The sequence below is a fragment of the Spongiactinospora sp. 9N601 genome (assembly GCF_044326295.1).
GTDB lineage: Bacteria > Actinomycetota > Actinomycetes > Streptosporangiales > Streptosporangiaceae > Spongiactinospora > Spongiactinospora gelatinilytica.
The window spans coordinates 19,614-37,608 of sequence record NZ_JBIRBB010000014.1; the positions used below are offsets into that span (position 1 = coordinate 19,614).

General features: G+C 71.8%; 16 protein-coding genes. 13 read left to right on the top strand and 3 right to left on the bottom strand.

All coding sequences use genetic code 11. The annotated features are described in order from the left end of the window. The 6 genes from ACH34R_RS30155 to pssA all read left to right on the top strand — a co-directional run bounded on the left by ACH34R_RS30155 (nt 1) and on the right by pssA (nt 6,455). Nucleotides 1–921, top strand: a complete 921-nt coding sequence (locus ACH34R_RS30155) for a hypothetical protein (protein ID WP_397564916.1) — start codon at nt 1–3, stop codon at nt 919–921. Nucleotides 922–928: 7 nt separating this feature from the next. Beyond that, a complete protein-coding gene (gene murJ, locus ACH34R_RS30160; protein ID WP_397564917.1) occupies nt 929–2,578 on the top strand; it encodes a murein biosynthesis integral membrane protein MurJ in 1,650 nt (549 codons plus the stop codon). After that, entirely contained in the window at nt 2,571–3,665 is a 1,095-nt protein-coding gene (locus ACH34R_RS30165) for a glycosyltransferase family 4 protein (protein WP_397564918.1), read from the top strand. The genes murJ and ACH34R_RS30165 overlap by 8 nt, the downstream gene beginning before the upstream one ends. A 183-nt stretch (nt 3,666–3,848) precedes the next feature. Further along, a complete protein-coding gene (locus ACH34R_RS30170) occupies nt 3,849–4,847 on the top strand; it encodes a TerC family protein (RefSeq protein WP_397564919.1) in 999 nt (332 codons plus the stop codon). 119 nt (nt 4,848–4,966) lie between these two features. Next, nucleotides 4,967–5,617 carry a phosphatidylserine decarboxylase gene (locus ACH34R_RS30175; protein ID WP_111170558.1) on the top strand — a complete coding sequence of 217 codons (651 nt, stop codon included), beginning with the start codon at nt 4,967–4,969 and terminating at the stop codon, nt 5,615–5,617. Further along, a complete protein-coding gene (gene pssA / locus ACH34R_RS30180) occupies nt 5,604–6,455 on the top strand; it encodes a CDP-diacylglycerol--serine O-phosphatidyltransferase (RefSeq protein ID WP_397564920.1) in 852 nt (283 codons plus the stop codon). The genes ACH34R_RS30175 and pssA overlap by 14 nt, the downstream gene beginning before the upstream one ends. A 34-nt stretch (nt 6,456–6,489) precedes the next feature. Here the strand turns inward: pssA and ACH34R_RS30185 are convergent, their stop codons facing one another. Then, on the bottom strand, nt 6,490–7,134 hold the full coding sequence (locus ACH34R_RS30185) for an MBL fold metallo-hydrolase (protein ID WP_397564921.1): 645 nt from the start codon (nt 7,132–7,134) through the stop codon (nt 6,490–6,492). A 248-nt stretch (nt 7,135–7,382) separates the two neighbouring features. On the opposite strand from ACH34R_RS30185, the gene uvrA reads away from it, so the two are divergent. After that, on the top strand, nt 7,383–10,223 hold the full coding sequence (gene uvrA, locus ACH34R_RS30190) for an excinuclease ABC subunit UvrA (RefSeq protein ID WP_397564922.1): 2,841 nt from the start codon (nt 7,383–7,385) through the stop codon (nt 10,221–10,223). Between the two features lie 95 nt (nt 10,224–10,318). On the opposite strand, the gene ACH34R_RS30195 is transcribed toward uvrA, so the two are convergent. After that, nucleotides 10,319–10,792: a GNAT family N-acetyltransferase gene (locus ACH34R_RS30195; RefSeq protein WP_397564923.1), complete on the bottom strand. Its 474-nt coding sequence runs from the start codon at nt 10,790–10,792 to the stop codon at nt 10,319–10,321. Nucleotides 10,793–10,943: 151 nt separating this feature from the next. Between ACH34R_RS30195 and ACH34R_RS30200 the strand changes: the two genes are divergently transcribed. The 6 genes from ACH34R_RS30200 to whiA all read left to right on the top strand — a co-directional run bounded on the left by ACH34R_RS30200 (nt 10,944) and on the right by whiA (nt 17,226). Beyond that, the gene (locus tag ACH34R_RS30200) at nt 10,944–11,384 is read left to right on the top strand and encodes a Rieske (2Fe-2S) protein (RefSeq protein WP_397564924.1); all 441 of its coding nucleotides are present in this window, start codon (nt 10,944–10,946) and stop codon (nt 11,382–11,384) included. Nucleotides 11,385–11,570: 186 nt separating this feature from the next. Further along, the gene (locus tag ACH34R_RS30205; RefSeq protein WP_397564925.1) at nt 11,571–12,092 is read left to right on the top strand and encodes a Rieske (2Fe-2S) protein; all 522 of its coding nucleotides are present in this window, start codon (nt 11,571–11,573) and stop codon (nt 12,090–12,092) included. A gap of 178 nt (nt 12,093–12,270) precedes the next feature. Then, nucleotides 12,271–14,169: an excinuclease ABC subunit UvrC gene (gene uvrC, locus ACH34R_RS30210; protein WP_397565164.1), complete on the top strand. Its 1,899-nt coding sequence runs from the start codon at nt 12,271–12,273 to the stop codon at nt 14,167–14,169. Nucleotides 14,170–14,182: 13 nt separating this feature from the next. Beyond that, nucleotides 14,183–15,064, top strand: coding sequence for an RNase adapter RapZ (gene rapZ / locus ACH34R_RS30215; RefSeq protein WP_397564926.1), 882 nt, complete (start codon nt 14,183–14,185; stop codon nt 15,062–15,064). Nucleotides 15,065–15,255: 191 nt separating this feature from the next. Beyond that, complete coding sequence (yvcK, locus tag ACH34R_RS30220; RefSeq protein WP_111171018.1) at nt 15,256–16,173, top strand: uridine diphosphate-N-acetylglucosamine-binding protein YvcK; 918 nt, start codon at nt 15,256–15,258, stop codon at nt 16,171–16,173. Nucleotides 16,174–16,245: 72 nt separating this feature from the next. Beyond that, on the top strand, nt 16,246–17,226 hold the full coding sequence (gene whiA, locus ACH34R_RS30225; protein WP_397564927.1) for a DNA-binding protein WhiA: 981 nt from the start codon (nt 16,246–16,248) through the stop codon (nt 17,224–17,226). A 71-nt stretch (nt 17,227–17,297) separates the two neighbouring features. Here whiA and ACH34R_RS30230 read toward each other — a convergent pair whose 3' ends face one another. Next, nucleotides 17,298–17,870, bottom strand: a complete 573-nt coding sequence (locus ACH34R_RS30230) for a hypothetical protein (protein ID WP_397564928.1) — start codon at nt 17,868–17,870, stop codon at nt 17,298–17,300. Between the last annotated feature and the right edge of the window lie 125 nt (nt 17,871–17,995).

Here is a 17,995-nt window from a genome sequence, read left to right on the forward strand (position 1 = left end):
ATGGCCGCCCGTCCCCGACTGTCCGCCGCCGCCCGCGCCGTGCTCGGCACCGTGCTCGGCGCGGTCGCCGCCCGCACCGCCTACGCCGCCCTGCGCCGGCGTCCGCCCCGCGGCGAGGCGACCTGGACCAGGACCAACCACCGTGGCGAACCGATCACCCTGCTGGAGGGTCCCGCGTTCGCGGCGGGCGCAGGCGCGGCGGCGGCCGTCGTCCCCGGCCTGCCGCCCAAGGTCCGCGCCGCCGCGCTGCTGGCCGGCGTGGGCAGCGGCGCCCTCGGTGCCTACGACGACCTGTACGGCGCGGCGTCCTCCAAGGGCTTCAAAGGCCACCTCGGCGCGCTGGCCAGGGGTGAGGTGACCAGCGGCGCCGTGAAGATCCTCGGCATCGGCGGGGCCGGCCTGGCCGCCGCCGCCCTGGTCTCGCGCGGGCCGCTGGACACGGTCCTCAACGGCGCGGCCATCGCCGGCTGCGCCAACCTGGCCAACCTGTTCGACCTGCGTCCCGGCCGGGCGATCAAGGTCGGTCTGCTGACCGGCGGGCCGCTGCTCGCCGCCTCGGTGCTGCGCGGCTCCCCGGCCGCCGCGGTCGCGGTCGCCGTGCCGCTGGGCGCCGCCGCGGCCCTGCTGCCCGAAGACCTCGGCGAGCGGGCCATGCTCGGCGACGCGGGCGCCAACGCGCTGGGCGCGCTGCTCGGCCTGGCCGCGGTGACCACGCTCGGCCGGCCGGGCCGGCTGGCGGTGCTCGGCACCGTCGCGGCGCTGACCGCGGCCTCGGAGAAGGTCAGCTTCACCAAGGTCATCGCCGCCAACCCGACCCTCAACCGGCTCGACATGCTCGGCCGCCGTCCGGTGGAGCCCAAGAAGGCCGACCAGGCCGAGCCGGTCGAGCCGGTCGATTCGGTCGAGCCTTCGGGGGTCTGAACAGACCGTGTTGCGGCGGCTCGGGCAGGGAGTGGCCGGGGCGGCGGTGCTCATCGGCGTCATCACGGTCGTGGCCCGGCTGGCCGGATTCGGCAAGCAGCTCGCCCTGGCCCGCACCGTGGGCACCAACTGCCTGTCCACCGCCTACTTCACCGCCAACCACATCCCGAACATGGTCTTCGAGGTGGTGGTCGGCGGGGCGCTGACCGGGATGGTGGTGCCGGTGCTGGCCGCCGCCGCGGCCCGTTCGTCGGCGGCCGACCGCGCCACGGTGCGGCATGTCACCTCGGCGCTGCTGACCTGGGTGGTGGCCGTGCTGGTGCCGCTCGCCGTGGTCGCCGCGCTGGCGGCCGAGCCGGTGATCCGGCTGTTCACCGGCCATCCCGACAACTGCGACCCGGCTGCCGTGGTGGCGGTGGCCACGCGGATGCTCGTCGTCTTCGCCCCGCAGATCCCGCTGTACGGGGTGGCCGTGGTGCTGTACGGCGTGCTCCAGGCCCACCGGCGGTTCGCCGGTGCCGCCGTGGCGCCGCTGGTGTCGAGCATCGTGATGATCGTGGCCTACCTGTTGTTCGTTCCGTTCCGTGGTGAGGTGACCGATCCGCTCGTGGTGCCGCGGCCCGCCGAGCTGGTGCTCTCCGTGGGCACGACGCTCGGCGTACTGGCCCTCGTGCTCACCGTGATCGGTCCGGCGGCCCGGCTCGGGCTGCGGCTGCGGCCGACGTTCCGGTTCCCCGAGGGGGTCGGGCCGGTGGTCAGGCGGCTGGCGATGGCCGGGCTCGCCGCGTTGCTCGCCCAGCAGGCCGCGATGGCGCTGACCGTCGTGCTGGCCAACCGGGGGGTCGGCGGGGGGGCGATCGTCGTCTACAACTTCGCGTGGGCGATCTATCACGTACCGTACGCGGTGCTCGCCCTGCCGATCGCGACCAGCGCGTTCCCGCTGCTGTCCACCCGCGCGCAGGGCGGCGACACGGCGGGGTTCGCGGCGGCGTCGGCCGCCACCAGCCGGGCGGTGCTGCTGGTCTCCGGCCTCGCGGCGGGGATGCTGGCGGCGGTGGCCACACCGGTGGCGCCGATCTTCCTGGGCGGCGCGGTCAGCGAGGTCGATCCGGGCGAGCTGACCCGGGCGCTCACGCTGTTCGCGCCCGGCCTGGCCGGATACGCGCTGATGGCGCATCTGGGCAAGGTCCTGTACGCGGCCGGGCACGGCCGGGCCGCCGCCGTCGGCACGGTCGCGGGCTGGCTGGTGATGATGGCCGCCCAGACGGTGTTCACGCTGACCATGCCGCCAGGCTGGGGCATCGCCGGGCTGGCGCTCGGCGCGGCCGTGGGCATGTCGGCGGGCGGGCTGGTGCTCGCGGTCGCGGTGCTGCGGACGCGCGGGCGGGCCGCGCTGCGCGGGATGGGCAGGGCGGGGGCCGCCGCGCTGCTCGGCGGGCTGGCCGCGTACGCGGCGGGGGCCGGTGTGGTGGCCCTGTCCGGTACGCCCGCGGGGGTGTGGGCCAACGTGCCGCCCGCCCTGCTCGCGGGCCTGGCGGCGGCGGTGGCCGGCGGCGCGGTGGCGGTGCTGGTGGACCGGCGCGACGCGCTGGCGGCCCTTGCGAAGGTACGGCCCGGCGGGCGCGGCGAGGCGATCGAGGAGCGAGTGGATGGATGACGCGCGGATTCTGCTCGTGCTGGGGACCAGCGCGGGCGGCGTCGGACGGCATGTGCGGACCCTGGCGTCCGGCCTGGCGCGCCGGGGGCACCGGGTGGGGGTGGCCGGGCCGCGCGAGACCCAGGAGCGGTTCGCCTTCACCGAGGTGGGCGCGAGTTTCCTGGCGGTGCCGATCGCGGACCGGCCGCGTCCGGGAAGCGACCTGCGGGCCATGGCGGCGCTGCGCGGGGCGGGGGCGGACCTGGTGCACGCGCACGGCCTGCGCGCCGGGGCGCTGGCCGCGCTCGCCCTCACCGGGCGGCGGGTGCCCGTCGCGGTGACGCTGCACAACGCGCTCACCGCCGGAGGAGCGGTGGGAGCGGTGTACCGGGCGCTGGAGCGGGTCGTGGCCAGGAGGGCCGAGGTGGTCCTGCCGGTCTCCCCGGATCTGGGGGCGCGGATGACCGGCCTGGGGGCGCGCCGGGTGGTGCCCGCCGTCGTCCCGGCGCCGCCGTTGCCGGCCGCGGGCCGTTCGCCGGGACGGACCCGGGACGAGCTGGGCGTGCCCGCGGGCCGCCCGCTGCTGCTGACCGTGGCCAGGCTCGCCCAGCAGAAGGGGCTGGAGACGTTGCTCGACGTGGCCGCGGCGGTGCCGGACGCGCTGTTCGTGGTGGCCGGCGACGGGCCGCTGCGCGGGCCGCTGGAAGCCAGGATCGCCGCCGAGGGCCTGCCGGTGCGGCTGCTCGGCGACCGCGCCGACATCCCCGACCTGCTCGCGGCGGCCGACGCCGTGGTCGTGCCGAGCCGCTGGGAGGGCCAGCCGCTCAGCCTTCAGGAGGCGTTGCGGGCGGGTCGCCCGGTCATCGCGACCGCGGTGGGCGGGCTTCCCGGCATGGTCGGGGAGGCGGGGCTGCTGGTGCCGTACGGCGACGTCGCGGCGCTGGCCGGGGCGGTACGGCGGGTGCTCGGCGAACCCGGCCTCGCCGCGCGGCTGGCCGAGGCGTCGGCGCGGCGCGGCGCGGCGCTTCCCGGCGAGGACGACGCGGTGGTTGCGGCCCTGGCCGTCTACCGGTCTATCCTGGGGACGGCTTCGGGCCTGCGAGATTAGGTACCACCCCGCCTGTCACCTATACTGCGTGGGTTAGGGGGGGAGTATCCCTTTCGCGACTGTCTCGTCATCACGGTGCCGCCTCACCCCACGAGGCCCCCGGGGCTGTCGGTCCGCCATGCCTTTTCCGCGGGCGGGAGAGACCTCCGGCAGTCTGTCACGCACGCCGGAGGTTAATCGAACGTGGACGTATCCGTGTGGGCATGGGCCGCCGTGATCGGCGGCCTTCTTGTCGTGCTGGCCGTGGACCTCTGGATCGTGGACAGGGGAGAACCCCGAGAGTTCTCCATGCGCCAGGCCGGGTTCTGGGTCGGATTCTATGTGGCCCTCGCCGCCCTCTTCGGGATCGGCATGTGGGTGCTGGCGGGAGGCGCGAAGGCGGGCGAGTTCTTCGCCGGATATCTGACCGAGTACAGCCTCAGCGTCGACAACCTCTTCGTCTTCTTCATCATCATGAGCCGGTTCGCCGTCCCCAAGGCGTACCAGCACAAGGTGCTGCTGATCGGCATCCTGATCGCCCTGGTGATGCGCGGCATCTTCATCGCGCTCGGCGCCGCCGCCCTGGCCAACTTCAGCTGGCTGTTCTACGTGTTCGGGGTCTTCCTCCTCTACACCGCCTACGGCATCGTCCGCCAGCACGGCAAGGAGGAGGAGGTCAACGAGAACATCGTGCTGAGGTGGGCGCGGCGGGCGCTGCCGACCACCGACGACTACGTGGGCTCCAAGGTCACCGTCAAGGTGGACGGCCGGCGCATGGTCACCCCGATGCTGATCGTCATGATCGCGATCGGCACCACCGACCTGATGTTCGCGATCGACTCGATCCCGGCCATCTTCGGCCTCACCCAGGACGCCTTCATCGTCTTCACCGCCAACGCGTTCGCGCTGATGGGGTTGCGCCAGCTCTACTTCCTGCTGGGCGGTCTTCTGCAGCGGTTGGTGTACATCAGCTACGGTCTGGCGTTCATCCTGGCCTTCATCGGGGTTAAGCTGCTTCTGGAGGCACTGCACTCCAACCACGTCTCCTGGGCCCCCGAAGTGCCGATCTGGCTGTCCCTGACGGTCATCGGGGTCACCATGGTCGTCACCACGGTGGCCAGCCTGCTCAAGGCGCGCAGCGACGCGCGCAAGGGCGGTGATGTGGACGCTCCCACCAGTCCGCAGACCACTCAGCAGGGGTAGCCGACCCGGGGTATCAGGCTCTTTGCTTGTCTCATTGCGCCAACTATGGGGTGTGGGATCGGTAACATCCTTCTGAAGGCGGCGACCAAATAGCCGGAAATCCTCACATAAGGTTCCCCGTGTCCCACGATTCAGCACGAACCACTTTCTCCCGTCGAGTGCGGCTGGCCCGAGGTGTCTCGCCCTGGCTCGGGCCCGTCGTGGCGGCCACCGCGGTGACGTCGCTTCTGACCCGCCGCGATCGCCGCTGGGCGTTCGCGGCGGCCCCGCTGGCGGCGGTCACCGGTGGCATGCTCTGGTTCTTCCGCGACCCGGAGCGCGTCCCCGGGACCGCCCGCGTGCTGGCGCCCGCCGACGGCGTCGTACTGAGCGTCGACCCGCAGCCGGACGGCCGCACCCGGGTGGCGATCTTCATGAGCCCGCTGGACGTACACGTGAACCGTGCGCCTCTTGCTGGAACCGTCACGTCGGTAGAGCATGTCTCGGGTGGGTTCCTCCCTGCCTTCAACAAGGACAGCGAAGCGAATGAGCGCGTTGTGTGGCACTTCGACACCGCACTCGGGGACATCGAGCTGGTGCAGATCGCCGGGGCGATGGCGCGCAGGGTCGTGCCCTACTTGACGCCGGGGGCCAAGGTGGCGCGCGGTGAGCGGATCGGGCTCATCCGCCTGGGCTCACGGGTGGACACCTACCTACCGGAGGGGATCATCCCTGCGGTGACCGTCGGTGAGAAGACCATAGCGGGGGTGACCGGACTTGACCACGGCTGACGCGGGGTGGCCGGTGGACGACGTCCACCGGGTGGACACCGCCGGTGAAGTCGACGACGAGCCGAAGGGGCCGGTGGGCAAGGCGTTCCGCCTCTCGGCCGCCGACTCGCTGTCGCTGGGCAACGCGCTGTGCGGGTTCCTGGCGGTGTGCGTGCTCGCCTGGTCGGCCATCAGCCAGCTCCAGGAGACCCGGACCTTCGCCCCCGACTCGCGCTACTTCGCCACCGCGGTGGTGCTGTTGCTGATCGGCGCCACCTGCGACCTGTTCGACGGCCTGGTGGCCCGGCGGTTTCGGGCCTCGGCGATGGGCGCGGAGCTGGACAACCTGGCCGACGTGATCAGCTTCGGGCTGGCGCCGGCGTTCATGGTGGTGATGTGGGCGGGGTTCTCCTCGGCGCTGCCGCTGTGGCTGGTGCTCGCCGCGGCCGGTTCGGTGCTGATCGGCGGCGTCGTACGGCTGGCCAGATTCGCCTGCGTCAAGACCAAGAGCGGCGACTTCATGGGCCTGCCCATCCCGATGGGCGCGATGACGGTGGTGTCGGTGGTGCTGCTGTTCCCGCCGTCCTACTTCGCGTTGCTGGCCATCTTCGCGGTGGCCTGGCTGATGGTCAGCCGGATCGAGTACCCCAAGCCCAAGGGGCAGCTCGCCGCCGTGGTGCTCGCCTGGATAATGATCAACGTGGCCTGCCTCACCATCTGGGCCGCCTGGCCGGAGGGCGGCGACACGCTGATCAAGGTGGGGGCCAGCATGCAGATCGCGCTGGTGACCGCCATTCCGCTGCGGGTGCTGATGTTCAAGCGCGAACAGCGCCGCGAGCAGCGGGCCCGGCTGGGCTGAGCGCCCAGGCGGGCCCGCGGCACCGCTGCCCGGGCTACCAGCCGCGGGCCTCCCACTCGGGCAGCGACGCGCGCTCGGCGCCCAGTGTGGTGTCCTTGCCGTGCCCCGGGTAGACCCACGTCGAGTCGGGCAGCCGCGCGAAGATCCGCTCTTTGACGTCGCCGAAGAGCCGGGCGAACCGCGCCGGGTCGCGTTCGGTGTTGCCCACTCCGCCGGGGAACAGCGAGTCGCCGGTGAACAGATGGCCGTCCTGGTAGAGCAGCGCGATCGAGCCGGGCGTGTGCCCGCGCAGGTGGATCACCTCCAGCGTGAGCACCCCCAGCGTGACGTGGTCGCCGTGCTCGACCTCCAGCCCGGCGGGCACCGGCAGGTGCGGCGCGTCCAGCGGATGGGCGACCACGGTCGCGCCGGTCGCCCGGTGCACCTGCGCCAGCGCCTGCCAGTGGTCCTGGTGCCGGTGCGTGGTCACGATCTTGCTGATCGGTGCGTCGCCGATCCACTCCAGCAGCCGGTCCGGCTCGGCCGCGGCGTCGATCAGCAGGCCGTCGCCGGTCTCCTTGCAGCGCAGCAGGTAGGCGTTGTTGCCGAAGCCGCCCACCTCCAGCTTGCCGATCGTGATGTCGTCCAGCTCACGGACGTCGGCGGGGCCGCCCTGGCTGACGTCGCCGGAATAGGTCACGGAGATCCTCCTCGCTGCCGTCGGGGCGTACCGCCCACATGGTCCGCCCCATCCTCCCCCACCCGGATCATGCTCACCGGGCATAACCCGCCCCTTCCCCGCGTTGAAGCCAGTGACCTGCGGTGGGGTGTTGTGCGCCCGAGTGTGTGGACGGCGCCGGCGGCCGTCGGCGAGATTTTGTCGGTGCCTCCCGCTAACCTGCCCGTGCAGCAGGATCGACCCTTCCAACCTCCTACATCGGGATCACCGTGGCTGATCGCCTGATCGTGCGTGGCGCACGCGAACACAACCTCAAAGACGTCTCGCTGGATCTGCCACGAGACTCGCTCATCGTCTTCACCGGCCTGTCCGGCTCCGGTAAGTCCAGCCTGGCCTTCGACACCATCTTCGCCGAGGGCCAGCGGCGCTATGTCGAGTCACTGTCGGCATACGCCAGGCAGTTCCTCGGCCAGATGGACAAACCCGACGTCGACTTCATCGAAGGGCTCTCGCCCGCGGTCTCCATCGACCAGAAGTCCACCAGCCGCAACCCGCGGTCCACCGTCGGCACCATCACCGAGGTCTATGACTACCTGCGCCTGCTGTGGGCGCGGATCGGCAAGCCGCACTGCCCGGCCTGCGGCAGGCCGATCGCCAGGCAGAGCCCGCAGCAGATCGTCGACCGGGTGCTGGAGCTCGCGGAGGGCACCCGCTTCCAGGTGCTCGCGCCGGTCGTGCGCGGGCGCAAGGGCGAGTACGCGGAGCTGTTCTCCCAGCTTCAGGCCAAGGGCTTCGCCCGGGCGCGGGTCGACGGCACGGTGGTGCGGCTTGAGGAGCCGCCCACCCTGAAAAAGTACGAAAAGCACGACATCGAGGTGATCGTCGACCGGCTGGCGGTCAAGGAGTCGGCACGCCGCAGGCTCAACGACTCGGTGGAGACCGCGCTCCAGCTCTCCGGCGGCACGATCACTCTCGAATTCGTCGATCTGCCGGAAGACGACCCCGGCCGGGAGCGCTTCTACTCCGAGCATCTCTACTGCCCCTACGACGACATGTCGTTCGAGGAGCTGGAGCCGCGGTCGTTCTCCTTCAACTCCCCGTTCGGGGCCTGCCCCGAGTGCACCGGCCTCGGCACCCGCATGGAGGTCGATCCCGACCTGGTGGTGCCCGACCCGGACAAGAGCCTGGGCGAGGGCGCCATCTCGCCGTGGTCCAACGGCCACACCAGCGACTACTTCAACCGGCTGGTCGAGGCGCTGGGCAACGCGATGGGGTTCACCCTGGCCACCCCGTGGGGCCGGCTGTCCAAGAAGGCCCAGAAGGCGCTGCTCCACGGGCACGACGAGCAGGTCCACGTCCGCTACAGCAACCGCTACGGCAGGCAGCGCTCCTACTACACCACCTTCGAGGGGATCATCCCCTGGGTGCAGCGCCGGCACGCCGAGGCCGAGAGCGACACCAGCCGCGAGCGGTTCGAGGGCTACATGCGGGAGATCCCGTGCCCGGCCTGCAAGGGCGCGCGGCTCAAGCCCGTCACGCTCGCGGTCACCGTGAGCGACCGGTCGATCGCCGACGTCGCGTCGATGTCCATCGGCGAGTGCGCCAAGTTCCTGTCCGACCTCACGCTGTCCGAGCGCGACGCGCAGATCGCCGCCCGGGTGGTCAAGGAGATCAACGCCCGGATGGGGTTCCTGCTCGACGTCGGGCTCGACTACCTCACCATGGACCGGGCGGCGGCCACCCTGGCGGGCGGCGAGGCCCAGCGCATCCGGCTGGCCACGCAGATCGGGTCGGGCCTGGTCGGCGTCCTCTACGTCCTCGACGAGCCGTCCATCGGCCTGCACCAGCGCGACAACCAGCGGCTGCTGGAGACGCTGATCCGGCTGCGCGACATGGGCAACACGCTCATCGTGGTGGAGCACGACGAGGACACCATCGCCGCCGCCGACTGGGTCGTCGACATCGGCCCGGGGGCCGGTGAGCACGGCGGGCAGGTCGTCGTCTCCGGCACCGTCAGTGAGCTGCTGTCCAGCGAGGAGTCGCTGACCGGCGCCTACCTCAGCGGGCGGCGGTCCATCGCGGTGCCCGCCGAGCGGCGCAAGCGCGACAAGAAGCGGCAGATCGTGGTCAAGGGCGCACGGGAGCACAACCTGAAGGGCGTGGACGTCGAGTTCCCGCTCGGCGTCTTCACCGCGGTCACCGGCGTGTCAGGGTCGGGCAAGTCGACCCTGGTCAACGACATCCTCTACACCTCGCTGGCCAAGGAGCTGCACGGGGCGCGCACGGTGCCCGGCCGCCACTCCCGGATCAACGGGATGGACCTGGTGGACAAGGTCGTCCACGTCGACCAGTCGCCCATCGGCCGCACCCCGCGCTCCAACCCCGCCACCTACACCGGCGTCTTCGACCACGTCAGGAAGCTCTTCGCGGCCACCAGCGAGGCGAAGGTGCGCGGCTACCAGCCGGGCAGGTTCAGCTTCAACGTCAAGGGCGGGCGCTGCGAGGCGTGCGCCGGCGACGGCACCATCAAGATCGAAATGAACTTCCTGCCCGACGTCTACGTGCCGTGCGAGGTCTGCCACGGCGCCCGGTACAACCGGGAGACGCTGGAGGTCCACTACAAGGGCAAGACCATCGCCGAGATCCTCGACATGCCGATCGAGGAGGGCCTGTCGTTCTTCGACGCGATCCCCGCGATCAAGCGGCACCTCAAGACCCTCAACGACGTCGGCCTCGGCTACGTGCGGCTGGGCCAGCCGGCCACCACCCTATCGGGCGGTGAGGCGCAGCGCGTCAAGCTCGCCTCGGAGCTGCAGCGCCGCTCCACCGGCCGCACGGTCTACGTGCTCGACGAGCCGACCACCGGCCTGCACTTCGAGGACATCCGCCGGCTGCTCGGCGTCCTCGGCCGCCTGGTGGACGGCGGTAACACGGTGATCGTCATCGAGCACAACCTCGATGTGATCAAGACCGCCGACTGGGTCATCGACATGGGGCCGGAGGGCGGCTCCCGGGGCGGCACCGTCGTCGCCACCGGCATCCCCGAAGACCTGGCCCAGGTCGACGCCAGCCACACCGGCCGCTTCCTGCGCAAGATCCTCCCCGGCTGACCGGCCCGCTCCGCCCCGTCGCCCTCCCCGAGGGCGGCGGGGCCACCTGCGTCCCGCGCGCGGGGTTTCCCGGCCCGGTCGGGTGGGGGCCGCGGTCATGGCGTGCCGTGCAGGGCGAGGAGGATGTGCTCGGCGGCGCCGTGGGCTATGCGGCCCTGCCGCAGGAAGCCGAGTCTTTCCAGCAGGCGCACCGAGGCGGTGTTGCCGGCGAAGGGGTCGGCGTACAGCGGGCGGACCGGCTCCTCGTTGAGGAAGAGGGTCAGAGCCGTGGTGCCGATGCCGCGGCCCCAGTAGGAACGGCCGAGCCAGTATCCGATGAAACGCCGCTCGTCGTCCCACCATGAGATGACATGGCCCCCGGGCTCGCCGTCCACCGCGATGGTGCGCACCAGGACGGCGGGATCGGCCAGGATGCGCTCGGTCCAGTGGGTCATGAAGGCGGCCTCCGGCCGCGGCGCGAACCTCGCTCGCCGCACCGCCTCCGGGTCGTGCTCCTGGGCCAGGAACGCCTTCAGGTCGCCGCGCCGGACCGCCCGCAGTCGCACGCCCTCGCTCTCCGTCTCGCCCATGGGACGAGCATGGCCCCCGGCACCGACAGTTTCGCGGTGACCGGTTTCGCCGCCGCGCCGGGAGAGGGCTGGATCCGGGGGCGAGGGGGGCGGTCAATACGCTGGTGCGAGCCCGGTTGATCGGGGGAGTTGCGAGGAGGGCCGCAACATCATGTCGGATTCGACGCGTGGTTTCGTCATGCCCGGACGCGATCTGACGCGCCGTGGCGCACTCGGCGCCGTGGGCGTGACCTGCGGGGCCGCCGTGCTGGGGGCCTGCGGCTCGAACGCCCCCGCCACACCCGCCGTGCCGCCGGGGATCAAGGGCAAGGTCATCGCCAAGACCACGGACATCCCGGTCGGTGGCGGCAAGGTGTTCGACGACTGGAAACTGGTGGTCGCCCAGCCGAGCGCGGGGGTGTTCAAGGCGTACACCGCGACCTGCCCCCACGCGGGCTGCTCCGTCGGGAAGGTCGGGGACGGCGTGATCGAGTGCCCCTGCCACGGCAGCCAGTTCGCCATCGAGTCCGGCAAGTGCGTGGCCGGTCCGGCGGAGGCGCCCCTGGTGGCCTTCCCGCTGAAGGTGCAGAACGACGGCATCGTCGTCGGCTGACGTCGACCACGACATCCTGCCCCTATCGGTAAATGTGCGTGGAACCGGGGAATCCGGTCCGAGCAAGCTGAACCATTCGGACGGTTTGATCCGTACGTCAATGTAAGGAAACAGCTTGGAGGGGCTTGTGAGGAACAGGTGGCGACACGCACCGAACGTCGGGTCCGGTCTTCGGGGAGGCGTGCGATGAGCGACCTCTCGCCTGGGCGGGATGCCGCGCAGACGTACACAGGGGCCTCGGACCCCACGCGCCGCGTGCTGGTCGTGGGCGCGGGAGGGGCGGGCCTTGTGGCCGTGCTGGCCGCGTGCTCGTCGTACGGCGATCCCGGCGGCGCGGCCGGCACCGACTCGGCCACCGCGTCCGGCCCGCCGGCTCCGGCGACGAGCCAGGGCAGCGGCGACGACAGTGGCGAGGGCGGCGAGGGCGGGTTCGCACGGACGTCCGACATCCCCGAGGGCGGTGGCGCGATCTTCAAGGAGCAGCGGATCGTGGTCACGCAGCCCACCGCGGGCGAGTACAAGGCGTTCAGCGTGACCTGCACGCACAAGGGGTGCGCGGTCGAGGACGTCAGCGGCGGGACGATCAACTGCGCCTGCCACGGCAGTAAGTTCAAGATCGCCGACGGTTCGGTGGCGGCCGGGCCCGCGACGAAACCGCTCCCGGAAAAGCAGATCAAGGTCGAGGGCGACGCGATCTCCCTGGCCTGAGCCGTGCCGCATGCCCCTGGTCCGGGAAGGCGCACCGCCCTTCCGGACAGGGGCATGCGGCATGGGCGCACGCGGGTCCGGGGGCGCGCGAGGGCAGGCGGGACAGGCATTCGGGCGCGCCGCTCTGTCGGTGGGGGCCGATAGGCTTTGAATCGTGGCGAGAACCGCGAGCAGCCCCTTGAGCTTCCGCCCGGCGACCGGGTCGATACCGGAGTCGCCGGGTGTCTACCGCTTCACCGACCCCGGCGGCCGGGTCATCTACGTGGGCAAGGCCAAGAGCCTGCGCCAGCGGCTCAACTCCTACTTCGCCGACTTCGCCGGCCTGCACCCTCGCACGCAGACCATGCTCACCACCGCCGCGGCGGTCGACTGGACGGTGGTCAACACCGAGGTCGAGGCGCTCCAGCTCGAATACTCCTGGATCAAGGAGTTCGACCCCCGGTTCAACGTCAAGTACCGCGACGACAAGTCCTACCCCTACCTCGCCGTCACCATGGACGAGACCTTCCCCCGGGTCCAGGTGATGCGCGGCGCCAAGCGCAAGGGCACCCGCTACTTCGGCCCCTACTCGCACGCGTGGGCGATCCGCGAGACCGTCGACCTGCTGCTGCGGGTGTTCCCCGTCCGCACCTGCTCGGCGGGCGTCTTCAGGCGGGCGGGCCAGATCGGCCGTCCCTGCCTGCTGGGATACATCGACAAGTGCTCCGCGCCCTGCGTGGCCCGGGTGACCGAGCAGGAGCACCGGGCGCTCGCCGATGACTTCTGCGACTTCATGGCGGGCAACACCGGCCGCTTCATCAAGCGCCTGGAGCGCGAGATGCGCGAGGCCGCGGCGGCGGAGGAGTTCGAGCGCGCGGCCCGGCTGCGCGACGACGTGCAGGCCCTGCAACGGGCGCTGGAAAAGCAGTCGGTGGTCCTCGGCGAGGGCACCGACGCCGACGTCATCGCGCTGGCCGACGACCAGCTCGAAGCCGCCGTCCAGGTCTTCTACGTGCGCGGCGGGCGCATCCGCGGGCAGCGCGGCTGGGTCGTCGACAAGGTCGAGGAGACCTCCGCGGGCGAGCTGGTCGAGCACTTCCTGCTGCAGATGTACGGCGATGCGGCGCCGGAGGCGCTGCCCCGCGAGGTGCTGGTGCCCGCGCTGCCGCCCGACGCCGACGCGGTGGCCGAGCTGCTCGGCGAGCAGCGCAAGGCCAGGGTCGAGGTCAGGGTGCCGCAGCGCGGCGACAAGAAGACCCTGATGGAGACGGTCGAGCGCAACGCCAAGGAGGCGCTGGCCCAGCACAAGCTGCGCCGGGCCAGCGATCTGACCACCCGCAGCAAGGCGCTCCAGGAGATCGCCGACGGGCTCGGCCTGGACCAGGCGCCGCTGCGCATCGAGTGCTATGACGTGTCGCACACCATGGGCGACGACGTGGTGGCCTCGATGGTCGTCTTCGAAGACGGCCTGGCCCGCAAGAGCGAATACCGCCGCTTCGCGATCCGCGGCATGTCCGGGCAGGGTGACGTCCCCTCGATCCACGAGGTGATCTCGCGGCGCTTCAAGCGCTACCTGGAGGAGCGCAGCGCCACGGGCGAGCTGGGGCCCGAGCCCGGCGGCGAGCCGATCGATCCCGAGACCGGCCGCCCGCGCAAGTTCGCCTACCCGCCCAACCTCGTGGTCGTCGACGGCGGCCCGGCCCAGGCCGCCGCCGCCCAGCGCGCGCTCGACGAGCTGGGCGTCGATGACGTGGCGGTGTGCGGCCTGGCCAAGCGGCTGGAGGAGGTCTGGCCGGCGGGCGATGACCAGCCGGTGATCCTGCCCAGGACGAGCGAGGGCCTTTACCTGCTCCAGCGGGTCCGTGACGAGGCGCACCGCTTCGCCATCACCTACCATCGGTCCAAGCGCGCCAAGGGCGTCAAGGAGAGCGAGCTGGACGGGGTGCCGGGGCTGGGCCCCGCCCGCAGGCAGGCGCTGTTGCGGCACTTCGGTTCGGTCAAACGGCTGCGTGACGCCACGGTGGAGGATATCTGCGAGGTGCCCGGCATCGGGCCCGCGCTGGCCGAGGTGATCATGTCCTCACTGAGGTCCTCATGAGGGGGGAAGAGCCATGAACGCCACCGCCAAAGGGGGCGAACCGGCGTTCGTCATCGTCACCGGCATGTCCGGCGCGGGGCGAAGCACCGCCGCCAAGGCCCTGGAAGACCTTGGCTGGTTCGTCATCGACAACCTGCCGCCCGGGATGCTGTTCTCCCTGGCGGAGGAGGTCGGCCGGGCCAAACTGGCGGCCGACAAGGTCGCCGCCGTGGTCGACGTGCGCAGCCTCGCCTTCACCAGCGACCTCAACGTGGCCATCGAGGAGCTGGAGGGGCGCGGCGTGAGGGTGCGCGTCGTCTTCCTGGAGGCGGGTGACGATGAGCTGGTCCGGCGGTTCGAAAACGTCCGCAGGCCGCACCCGCTACAGGGGGAGGGGCGGCTGGTCGACGGCATCGCCCGCGAGCGGGGCATCCTGCGCGATGTCCGGGCCAACGCCGACCTGGTGATCGACACCTCGTCGCTCAACGTGCACGAGCTGCGCCACAAGATCGTGGCGTTCTTCGGCGGGGAGGACCGGCCGGGGCTGCGGATCAACGTGGTCTCCTTCGGCTACAAGTACGGCATGCCGGTCGATGCCGACCTGGTGATCGACTGCCGGTTCCTGCCCAATCCGCACTGGGTTCCCGAGCTTCGGCCGATGAACGGGCTGGACGCCCCGGTGCGCGACTACGTCCTCAACCAGCCGGGCGCCAAGCAGTTCCTGGACGCGTACGAGGAGGTCCTCGGCATCGTCGCGGCGGGCTATTCGCGCGAGGGCAAGGGCTATGCCACGCTTGCGGTGGGATGTACCGGTGGAAAGCACCGGAGTGTCGCCATGGCGGAGCAGCTCGCCGGGCGGTTGCGCGACCGGCAGATGGAGGTCCAGGTGAGTCACCGGGATGTGGGCCGGGAGTGAGCCGGCCGAACGACGATCCCCCCGCGCCCGCGCGCCCGGGCTCACCCCCGCCACCGGTGCCAGGCGGCCCGCCGGCCCGCCCGAAGCCGCCCGGGTCATCCGCCTCGCCCGCGCCCGGCGGGCCGGGGTCCGCTGGGCCATCGGCGTCGCCCGAGTCGTCGGGGGCCTACCGGGTCGCCGCGGGGCCACGGGTGGTGGCGCTCGGTGGAGGGCACGGGCTGTACGCCTCGCTGTCCGCGTTACGCCGGGTGACCTCTGAGCTGTCCGCCGTGGTGACGGTGGCCGACGACGGCGGGTCCAGCGGCCGGCTGCGCCGGGAGCTCGGCGTACTGCCCCCCGGCGACCTGCGGATGGCGCTGGCCGCGCTGTGCGGCGACGACGACTGGGGCCGCACCTGGAGCGAGGTGGTGCAGCACCGCTTCCGCAGCGAGGGCGACCTGCACGGGCACGCGGTGGGCAACCTGCTCATCGTGGCCCTGTGGGAGCTGCTGGACGACCCGGTGGCCGGCCTGGACTGGGTGGGGCGGCTGCTCGGGGCGCACGGCCGGGTGCTGCCGATGGCCTCGGTACCGCTCGACATCGTGGCCGAGGTGGAGCTGGAGGGCCGGATCTCGACCGTTCGCGGGCAGGTGGCCTGCGCCTCCACCCCGGGCCGGGTGCGGGCGATCTCGCTGGTCCCGCCCGACCCCCCGGCCTCGCCGCAGGCCATCAAGGCGGTGCGGGAGGCCGACTGGGTGATCTTCGGACCGGGTTCGTGGTTCACCAGCGTGCTGCCGCACCTGATGGTCCCCAAGCTGGCCCAGGCCCTGCACGAGACGCGGGCCAGGCGGCTGGTCGCGCTCAACCTCGCCCCCCAGCAGGGCGAGACCGACGGCTTCTCCCCCCAGCAGCACCTGGAGGTCCTGCGGCAGCACGCCCCCGCGCTGCACCTGGACGTTGTGCTCGCCGACACCGGGGTGGTCGACGACCACGAGGAACTGGAGAAGGCCGCGGTCGCGATGGGCGCCCGGCTGGTCACGGCGGAGGTCGCCAGGTCCGACGGCTCGCCCAGGCACGATGCACGACGTCTTGCATCGGTCCTTGACGAGATTTTCCATGAGAAGCGTTGATCCTGGTCAGTGCGCGCGGCGAGTGCGAGAGACTGCTGTGAGCCGGGTCTGTATGGGGGAGGACTAACGCACATGGCCATGACAGGTGTGGTGAAAGACGAGCTGAGCCGCCTATCGGTGCTCAAGCCCTGTTGCCGCAAGGCGGAGGTCTCGACGCTGCTCCGCTTCGCCAGCGGCCTGCACCTGGTGGGCGGCCGCATCGTGATCGAGGCCGAGCTCGACACCAACGCCACGGCCCGCCGGCTGATCAGGGACATCGGGGAGGTCTTCGGGCACAAGGCCGAGGTCCTGGTCCTCGCGCCCGCCGGGTTGCGCAAGGGGTCTCGGTACGTCGTGCGCGTCTACCGCGACGGCGAGGCGCTGGCCCGGCAGACCGGCTTGATCGACAACCACGGGCGTCCGGTGCGCGGGCTGCCCCGGCAGGTCGTCGCGGGGGCGACGTGCGACGCCGAGGCCGCGTGGCGGGGCGCGTTCCTGGCGCACGGGTCGCTCACCGAGCCCGGCAGGTCGATGTCACTGGAGGTGACCTGCCCCGGTCCGGAGGCGGCGCTCGCGCTGGTGGGCGCGGCGCGGCGGCTGAAGATCCACGCCAAGGCGCGCGAGGTGCGCGGCGTGGACCGCGTGGTGGTCCGCGACGGCGACGCCATCAGCGCGCTGCTGACCCGGCTCGGCGCCCACGACAGCGTGCTGGCCTGGGAGGAGCGGCGGATGCGCCGCGAGGTGCGCGCCACCGCCAACCGGCTGGCCAACTTCGACGACGCCAACCTGCGCAGGTCGGCGCGCGCGGCGGTGGCCGCCGGCGCCAGGGTGCAGCGGGCGCTGGAGATCCTCGGCGACGACGCCCCCGAGCACCTGGTGGTCGCCGGGCGGCTGCGGGTCGAGCACAAGCAGGCGTCACTGGAGGAACTGGGGCAGATCGCCGACCCGCCGCTCACCAAGGACGCGATCGCCGGGCGGATCCGGCGGCTGCTGGCCATGGCCGACAAGCGCGCGGTGGAGCTGGGCGTGCCCAACACCGAGGCCAATCTGACGGTCGAGATGCTCTCGTCGTGACGGCGTAGCGGCCGATGTGCCCGGGCGGGCGGGCGGGGTCCGGGGCCGCCCGGGGTCGCGCTGTGCGACGGTCAGGCGCCGGGGTGCTTCGCCCCGCCGTCCTGCGGGGGCGTGCCCGCCGGGGCCTGACCCGGCGCGCCGAAGGAGCCCGGCATCGGCCCGCCGGGGCCCTTGACGCCCGCCTGGGGCTCCAGGTGGGCGGCGCGAGCGGCCTTGACCTTGTTGTTGACGAAGCTGAACCCGGCCGCCGCGCTGATCACCCAGAAGAGCAGGATGATCGGTTCCTTGGCGATGAACGCGCCGAAGCCGCCGATGACGTTCGTCAGGGCCTCGGCGTGGCCCATCGCGATGTTCTCCTTGGCCAGTTCGTTGATGAGGAGCTGGGTGACGGCGCCGATCTGGCCAAGGGCGCAGCCGATGAGGGCGAACAGCGCCGCCAGCGCGGGAAGTACCGGGCTGGTGGGCTGCACGGCCATCATGGCCACGCCGATGATGGCGCCGATGCCGATCGCGGCGATGCCGAGTTCGCGACCGGTGATGACGACTATCGCGCCGTAGGCGCCCGCCCCGACCACGGTCGCGATGAGGCCGACCGCGATCCCGGCGACGAGGCCGGATCGGGGTGTGGTGTCGCTGTGTGCCATGGGGGGTTCCTCGGACAGTTGTCGTGAATATGGACAGGGCGGGCACTCTACTTCACCGCTGCCCCACGCGTCCGGGAATCGCGATCTCAATCGGGGACCCAGAAGTGGTCTACACCAATTTAAGT